General features: G+C 68.8%; 9 protein-coding genes. 2 read left to right on the top strand and 7 right to left on the bottom strand.

Going from position 1 to position 12,591, the window contains the following annotated elements:
- The 3 genes from VEB62_RS08220 to VEB62_RS08210 all read right to left on the bottom strand — a co-directional run.
- The coding region (locus tag VEB62_RS08220; RefSeq protein WP_324797907.1) for a beta strand repeat-containing protein at positions 1–3,312 on the bottom strand (3,312 nt) is incomplete at its 3' end.
- Positions 3,313–3,570: 258 nt separating this feature from the next.
- Positions 3,571–5,238, bottom strand: a complete 1,668-nt coding sequence (gene ettA, locus VEB62_RS08215; protein ID WP_324797905.1) for an energy-dependent translational throttle protein EttA — start codon at positions 5,236–5,238, stop codon at positions 3,571–3,573.
- A gap of 118 nt (positions 5,239–5,356) precedes the next feature.
- Positions 5,357–6,106, bottom strand: a complete 750-nt coding sequence (locus tag VEB62_RS08210) for an SDR family oxidoreductase (RefSeq protein WP_324797903.1) — start codon at positions 6,104–6,106, stop codon at positions 5,357–5,359.
- A gap of 110 nt (positions 6,107–6,216) precedes the next feature.
- Between VEB62_RS08210 and VEB62_RS08205 the strand changes: the two genes are divergently transcribed.
- On the top strand, positions 6,217–6,825 hold the full coding sequence (locus VEB62_RS08205; protein WP_324797901.1) for a TetR/AcrR family transcriptional regulator: 609 nt from the start codon (positions 6,217–6,219) through the stop codon (positions 6,823–6,825).
- A 17-nt stretch (positions 6,826–6,842) separates the two neighbouring features.
- Here the strand turns inward: VEB62_RS08205 and VEB62_RS08200 are convergent, their stop codons facing one another.
- Positions 6,843–7,748 (bottom strand): alpha/beta hydrolase, encoded by a 906-nt coding sequence (locus tag VEB62_RS08200; protein WP_324797899.1) that lies wholly within the window; start codon positions 7,746–7,748, stop codon positions 6,843–6,845.
- 104 nt (positions 7,749–7,852) lie between these two features.
- Positions 7,853–10,453 carry a glucokinase gene (locus tag VEB62_RS08195; protein WP_324797896.1) on the bottom strand — a complete coding sequence of 867 codons (2,601 nt, stop codon included), beginning with the start codon at positions 10,451–10,453 and terminating at the stop codon, positions 7,853–7,855.
- 223 nt (positions 10,454–10,676) lie between these two features.
- Between VEB62_RS08195 and VEB62_RS08190 the strand changes: the two genes are divergently transcribed.
- A complete protein-coding gene (locus tag VEB62_RS08190; RefSeq protein ID WP_324797893.1) occupies positions 10,677–11,126 on the top strand; it encodes a PA2169 family four-helix-bundle protein in 450 nt (149 codons plus the stop codon).
- 32 nt (positions 11,127–11,158) lie between these two features.
- On the opposite strand, the gene VEB62_RS08185 is transcribed toward VEB62_RS08190, so the two are convergent.
- A complete protein-coding gene (locus tag VEB62_RS08185; RefSeq protein WP_324797889.1) occupies positions 11,159–11,770 on the bottom strand; it encodes a TIGR02466 family protein in 612 nt (203 codons plus the stop codon).
- A 29-nt stretch (positions 11,771–11,799) separates the two neighbouring features.
- Positions 11,800–12,558 carry a tRNA1(Val) (adenine(37)-N6)-methyltransferase gene (locus tag VEB62_RS08180; protein ID WP_324797887.1) on the bottom strand — a complete coding sequence of 253 codons (759 nt, stop codon included), beginning with the start codon at positions 12,556–12,558 and terminating at the stop codon, positions 11,800–11,802.
- Positions 12,559–12,591: the final 33 nt, after the last annotated feature.

Here is a 12,591-nt window from a genome sequence, read left to right as displayed (position 1 = left end):
GACGCCGCCGCGGCCGCGCAGGGCGTCGTTCCCCGCCCCGCCGGTGATCACATTGGCCAGGGCATTGCCCGTGCCGGCGAAGGCCCCGGTCCCGCCGAAGATCAGGTTCTCGACGTGGTTGGCCAGGGTGTAGGTGTTGATCCGCGCCTCGACGGTGTCGGTTCCCTCGCCGGCCAGTTCGGTGATCGAATCGGCAGCCTCCAGCACATAGCGGTCGTCGCCCAGCCCGCCCTGCAGGGTGTTCAGCGCGCCGGAGCCGCCCCACAACACATCGGCGCCGGCCAGCCCCAGCAGGGTGTCCGCCCCGGTCCCGCCGCGCAGCGTGTTGGCGCCGCCGTCGCCTATCAGCACGTCGTTGAAGGCCGAGCCGGTCAGGTTCTCGATGCCTGAGAACGTATCCGTGCCGCCATCGCCGTCGTTGGACGAGGCGTTGGTGTTCAGCTGGGCCCGCATGCCGGCCGCGGCGGCGGAATAGTCGGCGGTGTCGATGCCCGCGCCGCCCGTGAGCACATCCGCGCCCGCACCGCCCCGAAGGGTGTCATTGCCGTCCGCGCCGGCGAGCTGGTCGGCGCCGGCGTTGCCTGTCAGCAGGTTGGCGTTGGCATCGCCGGTCAGGCTGTCGCCGAGGGCCGAGCCGATCAGGTTCTCGATCCCCGAGAAGGTGTCCGAGCCGCCTTCGCCATCGTTGGAAGCCACGCCGGTCGTCAGACTTGCGACGACCGCGCCGATGGCGGTGCTGTAGTCGGCGGCGTCGATGTCGGCCCCCCCGATCAGGCTGTCGTAGCCCTGGCCGCCGCTCAGGCGGTCGTCGCCGGCCATGCCGTTGAGGGTGTCGTCGCCGTCGGTGCCGATCAGGAGCTCGCCGTTCGGCGTGCCGGCCAGGGCGACGCCCACCGTCATGGTCCGGTCCGAGAATTGGAGCTTCTCGACCTGGATCAGGACGTCGACGCCATCAGCGCCGGTGACAGTGACCACGCCATCGACGATGCCGATCGAATAGGCGGCGTAGGCGCCCGAGAAGACGGCCGTATCCTGCCCGTCGCCGCCGTCCAGGACGTCGTCGCCCAGGCCGCCGGTCAGGATGTCGTCGCCGGCCATGCCCGCGACCTGATCGGCGGCGGTCGAGCCGACCAGGACGTCACCGTGGTTGGTCAGCTCGTAGCGCTCGATGTCGACGTACTGGTCGCCCGCCGCGTCGCCGGTGCTGGCGGCGTTGTTGGCCAGGTTGAGCGTCAGACCCGCGCCGGCCGATATATAGCTGGCGGTGTCGAAGCCGTTCACCCCGCTGAGGGTGTCGGCCCCGGCTCCGCCGTCGAGCCAGTCGTCCCCGTTCGCGCCGCTCAGCCAGTCGGCGCCGGCGCCGCCGCTGAAGCGGTCGTCGCCGCCGTACAGGTCGAAAATGTTGTCGGCGCCCGAACCGCCGGTGACGTGCAGGTGCTCGAAGTTGGCGTAGCCGACCGTCGTATTGCCCGACGGGCCGTCGCGGAACAGGCCGCCGAAGGACTGGATGCCGACGGTCTCGCCCGACCAGTCGACGACCAGGATGTCCTCGCCCTCGCCGCCGTCGACCTCGTCGGCGCCGCCGCCGACGGTGATGATGTCGTTGCCCTCGCCGCCCCAGATGTAATCGGCCAGGCCGTCCTCGGTGTTGCCGGTGCGGGTGGTGATGACGTCATCGCCGGCGCCGGCCTGGAAGTGCAACTGCTCGATGCCGACGATGTCGCTGCCGTCGCCCAGTTGCTGCACGCCCGACAGATTGAGGTCGATCGCGAGATCGACCGCCACGTCGGTGTAGTCTCCGATCCAGCGGTCGACGCCCGAGCCGCCGTCGATGTGGGCGCGGCCCTGGAAGGTGGCGATGAAGTCGTCGCCGGCGCCGCTGCTGACCGTGTCCTCCCAGGCGCCGGATATCGTTTGCAGGTCGTCGTCGCCCGAGCCGGAGCGGATGATCATCCGCTCCATGCCGTAGAAATGGTTGTTGCCGAACACGCCGGCGCCTTCGCCGCTGCTTTCGAAGATGCTCAGGGTCGTGGTCCGGTCCGACATCTCGATGATCAGGGTGTCGATCCCGGCGTCGCCGTAGAGTTCGTCGCCGAGGCCGCCGCCGAAGCCGCCGCCGCCCGAGGTGACGACGTCGTCGCCGGCGCCGGCGTGGATGACGTCCATATAGCCCGTGCCGCCGGTCTGCAGATCCGTGCCGGTGTTGTTCACACCGTACAGGGTGGTGATGACGTCGGCGCCCGAACCGAAGGTCAGGTGGGTGCGTTCGATGTTGGCCACCGACGAGCCGCCGCCCATGACGTTGACGCCGGTCATGCCCGCGTTCAGATCCATGGTCATGCCGCCCGAGAAGTAGCTCAGGTCGGCATGCCAGGTGTCCATCCCGGCGCCCCCGTCGATCACCGCCGCACCGGCGAGCGTATTCAGCGTGTCACGGCCGTCGCCGCCATACAGGGTGTCCAAGCCCGCGTCGGTCGTGATGCTGTCGTCGCCCGCGCCGAGGCGGATGTTGAAATTCTCGGCGCCCTTGAAGTTGACGCGCTGGCTGTTGCTGGCGTTGCGCAGGAAGCCATACTCGTTGTCGTAGGGCATCTGCAGCAGGACGGCGGAGGTCTCGGACGAGAAGTCCGCCACCAGGGTGTCGTTGCCCACGCCGAAGACGTAGCTGTCGTTGCCGCCGGTGAAGGTCACGGTGTCGTCGCCGGCGCCCGTGTCCAGGGTGTCGTTGTAGGCGCCCGTGCGCCCGACCACGGTGTCGTTTCCGGCGCCCAGGGTCAGCAGCAGACGCTCGACCCCGGTCACGCTGGAGCCGTTCCCAAGGGCGACGAAACCGCCGATGGCCGCGTTGAGGTTCAGGTTGATGCCGGTCGCGTTGTTGCTGAAGTCGGCGCGCCACAGGTCGGTTCCGGCGCCGCCGTTGACGGTCGCGGCCCCTCGCCAGGTGTCGATGTCGTCGTCGCCGCCCGCCGTGCTGACGATGTCGGCGCCGCCGCCGGTGACGATCACGTCGGCGCCCGAGCCGGTGCGGATGTCGAAGCGCTCGAAATTGGCGAAGTCGACCTGGCGGGTGGGGACCTCGTAGAAATAGCCCGTCGTGTCGCCGCTCGAGGGGAAATACTGGCCGGTGATGACATTGCCGGTGGCGGTGGAGAAGTCGAGGATCAGCAGGTCGTCGCCGGGGCCGCCATCCGTCGCGTCATAGGCCGGGCCACGCGCGGTGATGGTGTCGTTGCCTTCGCCGCCGTTGATGGTGTCCTGGTCGTTGGTGTCGAGCAGGACGTCGTCGCCGGACGTGCCGTTGATGATGGGCATGCGTGATCCTTGCTGGAAGAGAAGCGTCCGGATCCCCGCGCCGGGCGCGCGCCGGACAAACCACTGGATTCTCTATTTCGCAAGCCCGTCCGCCCGTTGTCCGGGTCGGTTACCCAAGATTGAGGGCGGGCGCCGGCTCCCGTCCCCACGCCGCCGCCCTGTTCGCCCGGAAGGCGAGTGACTTTTTACCCCGGCGTGTGGCGGCGAGGCCGCAGCCCTGGCCTCGCCGATCACGCTGCCGCGGGTCGGACGGCCCTGCTACCGCCCGAATTTCTGGAACTTGATCCGGTGCGGGATCAGGCTCTCCACGCCCAGCCGGCGCTTCTTGTCTTCCTCATAGGCCTCGAAGTTGCCTTCGAACCATTCGACGTGGCTGTCGCCCTCGAAGGCGAGGATGTGGGTGGCCAGGCGGTCGAGGAACCAACGGTCGTGGGAGATGACCACGGCGCAGCCGGCGAAGCCTTCCAGCGCCTCCTCGAGGTTTTGCAGCGTCTCGATGTCGAGGTCGTTGGTCGGTTCGTCGAGCAGCAGCAGGTTGCCGCCCGTGGCCAGGGTCCGGGCCAGGTGCACGCGGTTGCGTTCGCCGCCCGACAGCTGCCCGACCTTCTTCTGCTGGTCGCCGCCCTTGAAGTTGAAGCTGCCGACATAGGCGCGGGTGTTGATCTCGCGCTTGCCGACCATCATCACGTCGGTGCCGCCCGAGATGACTTCCCAGATGGTCTTGTTGGGTTCGAGGTCGTCGCGGCTCTGGTCGACATAGGCCAGCTTGACCGTCTCGCCGACCTTGATCGTCCCGGCGTCCGGCTTTTCCTGTCCGGTGATCAGGCGGAACAGGGTCGACTTGCCGGCCCCGTTGGGGCCGATGACGCCGACGATGCCGTTGGGCGGCAGCTTGAACGACAGGCCCTTGAACAGGATCTTGTCGCCGTATTCCTTCTCGAGGTTCTCGACTTCCAGCACGACGTTGCCGAGGCGCGGGCCGGGCGGGATCTGGATGACGGCATGGGTCTGGGCCCCACGCATGCTCTCCTGTTCGTCGACCATCCGCTCATAGGCGGCCAGGCGGGCCTTCGACTTGGCCTGACGGGCCTTGGCGCCGGACCGCACCCATTCCAGTTCGCGGGTCAGGGCGCGCTGGCGGGCTTCGGATTCCGACTGCTCCTGCACCACCCGCTTGGTCTTGGCTTCCAGCCACGAGGAATAGTTGCCCTCGTGCGGGTGTCCCTTGCCGCGGTCCAGCTCCAGCGTCCACTTGGTGACGAGGTCGAGGAAGTAGCGGTCGTGGGTCACCAGGATGACGCAGCCCGGGAAGGCCTCGAGGTGATGCTGCAGCCAGGCCACCGACTCGGCGTCGAGGTGGTTGGTCGGTTCGTCGAGCAGCAGCATGTCAGGCTTCGACAGCAGCAGCCGGGCCAGGGCGACGCGGCGCTTCTCGCCGCCGGACAGGTTGGTGACCTCCCAGTCGTCCGGCGGGCAACGCAGGGCGTCCATGGCCATCTCGATACGGCTGTCGATATCCCAGACGTCGCCGGCGTCGATCTTTTCCTGCAGGGCCGTCATCTCGGCCATCAGCTCGTCGGTGTATTCCTCGGCCATTTCCATGGCGATGGCGTTGAAGCGGGTGACCCACTGCTTCTCCTCGCACCAGGCCTCGACGTTCTCGCGCACGTTCAGGGCCGGATCGAGCTGCGGCTCCTGCTCCAGATAGCCGCGCTTGACGCCGTCCGCGGCCCGGGCCTCGCCCGTGAACTCGCTGTCCAGGCCGGCCATGATCTTCAGCAGGGTGGACTTGCCGGAGCCGTTGACGCCGACCACGCCGATCTTGGCGTCGTTGTAGAAGCTCAGCCAGATGTTCTCGAAGATCTTCTTGCCGCCGGGGAAGGTCTTGGTCAGACCCTGCATCTGGAAAATATATTGCTGCGCCATGAGGTGCGGTGCGCCCTGTCGTCCGGGAGTGGGGGGAGGTTGGCGCGGGATGTAGCGACCGCCGCGCCCAAGAGCAAATAACTAGCCCCCGGACGCGGCGGATTGAAGGCGGCAGGGTTCAGGCGCCGACGCCGCCGTCGACCAGGAGGCTGGTCCCGGTGATGTAGCCGGCCCCCGGACCGGCGAGGAAGGCCACCGCCGAGGCGATGTCGGTCGGCTGGCCGAAACGGCCCAGCGAGGTGGCGGCGAGCTGGCCGGCGGCGTTGGGGCCGTCTGCGGGATTCATATCGGTGTCGGTGGCGCCCGGCTTGACCAGGTTGACCGTGATTCCCCGCGGGCCCAGCTCCCGCGAAAGACCGAGTGTGAAGGCCTGCAGCGCCGACTTGGTGGCGGAGTAGACGGTCACGCCGGGGAAGGGCACCCGATCGGCGAGAACGCTGCTGATCGAGATGATCCGACCGCCGTCGCCCAGATGAGGCAGGGCGGCCTGTGTGGTCAGCATGACGCCGCGGATGTTGACGTTCAGCAGGGCGTCGATCTCATCGATGGACTGGTCGGCGAACAGGGTCCCGCCGCCGATTCCGGCGTTGTTGACGACGATGTCGAGGCCGCCCAGCGCGGCCACCGCGCCCTCTACCGCCTTGCCCGGTCCGTCGCTGGAGCCGGCGTCGGCCTGGATGGCGACGGCCTTGCGGCCCAGGGCGCGGAGTTCGGCGGCCAGCGCCTCGGCGCGGTCGGCGGATTTCTCGTAGGTGAGGGCGACGTCGGCGCCGTCGGCGGCCAGATGGCGGGCGATGGCGGCGCCGATGCCGCGGCTGGCGCCGGTCACCAGGGCGCGTTTTCCGGAGAGGGGGAGAGAGACGGTCATGATGTGCTTTCTTTCTGTATCAATTGACACAGAATGGCAGATGGAAAGCTTGCCTGCCGGCGTCAAGGGATTATGTATCAATCGGTAGAAAATGAGGTCCGGAAGCCGCCATGGCCGGTCGCCCACGCAGTTTCGATCGAGATGAAGCCCTGTCCCGCGCCCTGTCGGTGTTCTGGAGCAAGGGCTACGCGGACGCGTCCATGACGGACCTGACACAGGCGATGGGGATCAACTCGCCCAGCCTCTACGCCGCCTTCGGCAGCAAGGAGGACCTCTTCCGCGAGGCGGTGCGGCTCTATACCGAAACCGAAGGCTCCGTCCTGTGGGCTTCGATGCGGGACGCCGCGACGGCGCGGGAAGCGATCGAGGGGCTGCTGCTGGCGACGGCCGAGGCCAGCGGGCATTGCGACCGGCCCAGGGGTTGCCTGCTTGTCCTGTCGGGCGCTCATCCCGACGCCCTGCCGGATGGCGCCTGCGGCGAACTGTCGAAGATCCGCGAGGACGCGTTGGCGGCGATGGCGGCGCGGCTGCGGGACGGTCAGACGGCGGGGGAGATCGCCTCCGACGCCGACCCTGCCGCCATCGCCGCCTTCTACACCACGGTCCAGCAGGGGATGACCTTCCGCGCCCGCGAGGGCGCGACGACCGATGAACTGCGCGGCACGGCGCGTGCGGCCATGCTGGCCTGGGACGGTCTGGCCGGCCTCATGCCTGGCTGAAGCCGGATCGAGAGCCCTCAGCCCGCAGGCAGGACTGCCCTCAGGGCCCGGGTGAAGCCGACGGGGGCGACGGTCAGATGGTCTTCGCCCTCCAGCACCACGGACTGGATCTTCAGTCCGGGATAGTCGCGGGACTCGAGCCGGCGCTGGAACACGGCCATGTCGCCGACCATATCGGTGGTGCGGTTGTAGCGCGGTCCGTCGCCGACGGTCTCGAAGCCGCCGACGTACATGAAGACGTCCGCGGGCAGATCGCTGTGTGTCCGGGCGTAGTCCGCCTCCATCTTCATCATCCGGTGGTCGCCGAACCAGAACGACGGGCTGCCGAGGATGTAGGCGTCGAACAACCCGGGCTCGGTCAGCAGGATCTGCGACCCGAGCAGGGCGCCGTAGGAGTGGCCCAGAAGGATGCGCCGGGCCGGATCGGCGCGGAACCGACCCTCGATGAAGGGCAGGGCGTGGGCTTTCAAATAGGCCTGATAGGCCGGGCCCTGGCCGTGCGCGGCGTCGCCGGGCCGGCGCGGAACGGGCGTGTAGTCGCGTCGTCGGCTGTCGGCGCCGCTGTCGCCCCGGGAATAGGACAGACCCACCAGGATGAAGTCCTCGAGCACGGGCCCGTCGAGGTTCACCCGCCGGGCGATGCTGCGGATGACGGGAAACGCATAGTCGGCGTCGGTCACATAGAGCACCGGATAGCGCCGTCCGGTCGCGGCTTCGTAGCCGGCGGGAAGACTGACGAAGACCTCGTAGTCGCGACCGGAGACCGGGTCGGGCACGCTCCAGACCTGGGTGCCGCCCAGCACATAGGGCGCGCCATCGGCGCGAGCGGGGATCGGCGAAGAGGATTGCGCGTCGGCGCGGTCCGTGCAGGCCGCGACCGCAGTCGCCGCCGCGAAGATTCCGACCAGACCGAACGCCTTCATACCCGACTCCCGCTGAAGCTTTACGGTGGGACCCTAGCGGGGTTTGTGGCGAGCAAACGGCGCAGCGTCTCTTTTGCGGCCGAGCGCCCGGCGGAGGCGGCGGCTCAGCCCGTGGCGGACAGGGGCTGGTCATCGGGCTGGAGCACGGACCGCATCGCCTCCAGCAACTCGGTGAGTTGCAACGGCTTGGCCACGCAGGCGTCCATGCCGGCCTTCAGGTATTCAGCGACCTGATAGGACATCACATTGGCCGTCAGCGCGATGACCGGCGTGCGGGGACGGCCGGTTTCGATCTCGAGTTCGCGCAGGCGGCGCGTGGCGGTCGGTCCATCCATACGCGGCATCTGCACGTCCATCAGGATCAGATCCCAGACGTCATGTTCCCACGCCTCCAAAGCCTCCACGCCGTCGTCTACCACCCGAAGGTCGACGCCCAGCTGGTGCAACAGGGTCTTGAGCACCAGCTGGTTCACCCGGTTGTCCTCGGCGGCCAGCACTCGCAGGCCCGAAGCGCCGGCGGTGACCGGCCGTGCGGCCTGGGAGGCCGGAGCGACGGTCTCGACATCCGAGAGGCGGCGCAACGGCAGACTGACCGTGAACCGGCTGCCGCCGCCCGACTCGCTGACCACAGACAGGTCGCCGCCCATCAGCGTGACGAGGTCGCGGGTGATCGCCAGCCCCAGGCCGGTGCCGCCGTAGCGGCGGGTCGTGGAGGCGTCGACCTGGGTGAATTTGTCGAACAGGGCCGCCAGCCGGTCCTCGGGGATGCCGATGCCGGTGTCGCTGACGCTGATCCGCAAGGCCCCGTCCTGACGCGAGGCGTCCACCCGGACCTCGCCGGATTCGGTGAATTTCAGCGCATTGGCGATCAGGTTGTAGAGAATCTGGCGCACCCGGGTCGGATCGCCCCGATAGACGCCCGCGGCGTCCGGCGCGACCGTCAGGGCGAACGACAGACCCTTCTTGTTGGCGATGGCGGTAAATCCGGAATGGGCTCCTTGCACGAGGCGGCCCAGGTCGAAGGCGACCTCCTCCAGCTCCAGCTTGCCGGCCTCGATCTTCGACAGGTCGAGGATGTCGTTGAGGATCGCCAGCAGGTTCTCGCCGGACTCCTTGATAACCTCCAGCCGTTCCTGTTGCGGGCCGGACAACCGGTCCATGCCCATGGCCTGGACCATGCCCAGCACACCGTTCAGCGGCGTGCGAATCTCGTGGCTCATCGTGGCGAGGAAATTGGACTTGGCGCTGTTGGCGGCGTCCGCCTCGGCCTTGGCGTCGCGCAGGTCGGCGGCGATCCGCTCCAATTCCCGCGCCCGCCGCTCGACGGCGGTGACGTCGTGGGCCGTGATGATCCAGCCGCCGTCCGCAAGGGGCTGGCCTTCGTCGCAGATCAGCCGGCCGCCAAAGGCGGTGCGCTCGACGGTGAAGGGCGTCCGGGTGCTGAAATGCTCCCGAACGATGGCCGCCGCCTCACCCGACCAGTCGCCGCCGTCGATCATCGCCTGCATACAGGCTTCGGAGTCTGACCCTGGAAGGGTGAGCCCCCGTGGCGTCGACGACCCCTCCCAGAACCGGCCGTTGCTGGCGACGATCCGCCGATCCGCGTCGAGGATCAGGACGCCCGCGCCGATCGCTTCCAGCAAGGGCGGCGGCAGATCGGTGGCGGCGCAGCCGGCGGCCGGCGCATGCTCGGCTGCGCGACGTCGGGACGGGGAGGGAACAGCCCCGGCGCTGTCGCGCTGGAGCAGCTGGCGCGCCACGCCGGTCAGCACGCCGCCGCGGTTCACAACCGCCCAGGTCGGCAGGGCGTCGACCACGCCCGACAACCGGCCCTTGGCCGCGAACCGGCCGCGGAAGGATTCGGCGTCGATCAGGTCATGCGCCTCAAGGACCGCCCGTCCCACCAGGACCACCCCTTGGGTGGCGCCGACGGCCAGGGCGACCTGCCCGGCGAAGTCGCCCATCACGCCGAAGAAGCGCCGGACCGCCTTCACGCAGCGGGGATCCGCTCCGGTGCGGGCGTACAGAACCACCTCCAGCGGCGACAGGCCGGGCGCGGCGCCGCCGTCGGCGGTGATCAGGGCGTCGTTCACCTGGGCCAGCCCGGGCCACGACAGCAGCCGTTCGTAGGACACCCGGCCGTAGGTTTTGGCCATTTCATTGAGAATGGCGATCTCTTCGGCGTCGGCCGGGGCGAAGGCCAGGTGGCCCGCCTCGGTATCGATCACCCGGCATCCCGTCTCGCTGATCTCGACCGCCGAGACGCCCAGTCCGTCATCGCAGCTGACCACCGCGTAACGGCCCGGCTGCAACCGGCAGGGCCCGCCCGGCGTCGTGGTGATCGCCATGAAATCGTCGGCAGACAACCACTCGAGCGACAGCGCCGAGGCCACCGCGTCATTCACGACCACGATTTCGGTGAACCCGAACGCGGCCTTCAACTCCGGGATCGACACCGTCCAGCCAGACTGGGTGACGACGAAGGCGTCGCCCGAGACCGGCGCGGCCACCGAAAGGCCGAGCAGCGGAGGCGGACCGCCCGCCAGATCCGACAGGTAGCGTTCGAAGGCTTCCACCGGACCGGCCACGTCGGCCACGGCCAGTTCGAACCAGGCGGACATCACGGGCGCGCCGGAGGCGTCCACGTCCAGCAGGGCGAACCTGCACGAGTCTGCATTGATTTCCGCAAGCAGGCCGTAGGCCAATGACGCCTCTCCCGAATAGCGCCGTGATGCGAATAGATGGTCACGGGCATGGATAAGAAATGGTTACCGCTAACATAGGCAACCTCGCCGTGAGTGGAGCACTGGCCTCCGCGGCGTCGGAGGAACGGCGCCGGGCGGGGCGCCGCGATATCGGCGGAAGTCGGGAACGCCCGGCGTCCGGAACGGTTTGTCGGCTTTCCCCCTCTGCGAAAGGAGACTCCCCATGCAAACTCACGATCACACCGTAAAGGTCCTCAACGGCCTGATTGAGACCACGCTGGACAGCGCCAACGGCTATCGCGACGCCGCCGAAGGCGCGGAAAGCCCGCCGATCCGCTCTCTCCTGTCGCGCAAGGCCTCCACCCGCGAGGAGCTGTCGCGCCGGCTGCAGTCCGAGGTCCGCAGCTTCGGCGCCGAGCCGGAGACCGACCAGTCCGCCATGGGCAAGGCTCACAACATCTTCACCGAGTTGAAGGGCAAGATCATGGGACGCGACGACGACGCCGTGCTCGCCGAGGTCGATCGCGGCGAGAGCTTCATCGAGAAGAAATTCGAGGAGGCTTCACGGGATACGGACCTGCCCGAGCATGTGCGGCGGCTGATTGAATCCGAATGCGCCGCGATCCGCACGGATCACGAGGAAATGAAGCGGATGAAGTCCGGGATGCACTAGCCGGGTAGCGGGTCATCGGCCGCGTTTCGGGCTCAGGCGTAGTTGAAGCTCACCGAAATCCGCTCGCTCCGGGCGGCGTTCGGGGGCACCTCGTGGCGCAGCCAGCTTTCCCAGATCAGCACCGTGCCGGCCTGCGGCGCCAGGTAGACGAAGGGCCGCTCGGCCTCCGGCGCGTCGGCGTGGACGGCCGGGCGGGCCATCATCATCGGCAGGCGCGGGTCCTCCAGCTTCAGGGCCGAGGCGCCGTCGGGCACCTCGACATAGACGGTGCCGCTGAGGAAGGCGTGCGGATGGATATGGCCGCTGTGGCCGCCGCCGGGCTTGAGGATATTGACCCACAGGCTGTCCAGTCGCGGCTTGCGGGCGAGGCTGAAGTTCAGCGCCTTGGCATAGGCCGCGGCGTGCCGGTCCAGACGCCGCTTCAGCTCGGCGAATTCGGGCAGGCGCTGCGGCAGGTCGCTCAGCGAGCCGTACGAGGTATAGCCGCGATAGCCATGCTCACGGCACCACATCCGCCCCGCCTGGTCTTCCGCGGCCAGCATGCGGCAGGCGTCGGCGAGGGCCGCGTTGAAGGCGGGGAAGCCGGGCGCGGACGCCAGAGACGCTTCATAGATCTGGGTGACGAACAACGGGCGCAGGGACATGGCGGCTGTCTAGCCCAAGGCGCGGGGGATCAGAAGGGCAGGGCGGCTTCTCCACGCAGCACCGCTTCCGCCTCCGCCGCATGCTTGCCGCCCGACCGGTCGTGAAGCACCAGCGGCGGCAGCAGCCGGAGCGGCGCCCTGCCGGTTTTGATGGCCTGCACCAGCACCCGCTTGGCCGGCTCGTCGGCATAGGGATGCACCGGACGCACCGAGAACGATCCCGCCGTCTCGCCCAGCAGGGCCAGCAGGTCGGCCAGCCGGTCGGCGCGATGAATGACGACAATTCGCCCGCCCTCTCGTACCGCCTTCAGCAGGAACCGCGTCCACGCCCCCAGCCCGTCGTCGGCCATCCACGCGCCGTGCTTGCCCGCCGCCGGCGCCCGAAGCGCGCCTGGATCATCGAAGAAGGGCGGATTGCTGAATACCCGGTCGAACGGCTCCAGCCCCAGCGCGCGGAACCCGGCCGCCACGTCGCCGGCGACGATGTCCGCCTCGACCCCGTTCAGCGCCGCGTTCTCCCGCGCCAGCGCCGCCATGGCCGGGTCGCGTTCGACCCCGGTCAGAATCACCCCCGGCGCGCGCGCCGCGACCTGCATCAGCACCGCGCCGGCCCCGCATCCCGCCTCGAGCACCCGCTCTCCCGGGCGCGCGTCGACCGCCGCCGCCAGCAGCGCCGCATCCATGCCGGCGCGATATCCCTTGGCGGGCTGGCGCAGCCGGACGCGTCCGCCCAGAAGGGCGTTCTCGACGATGTCTCCGCCTTGCGGAACGAACGGTGCGACGGTCACGCAGCTTGACCCTTCATGGCCCGATCACCATTG

It is taken from the genome of Brevundimonas sp. (assembly GCF_035626975.1).
Lineage (GTDB): Bacteria > Pseudomonadota > Alphaproteobacteria > Caulobacterales > Caulobacteraceae > Brevundimonas.
Note: the sequence above shows the minus strand (reverse complement) of the source record. Positions and strands in the feature narration are given on the sequence as shown.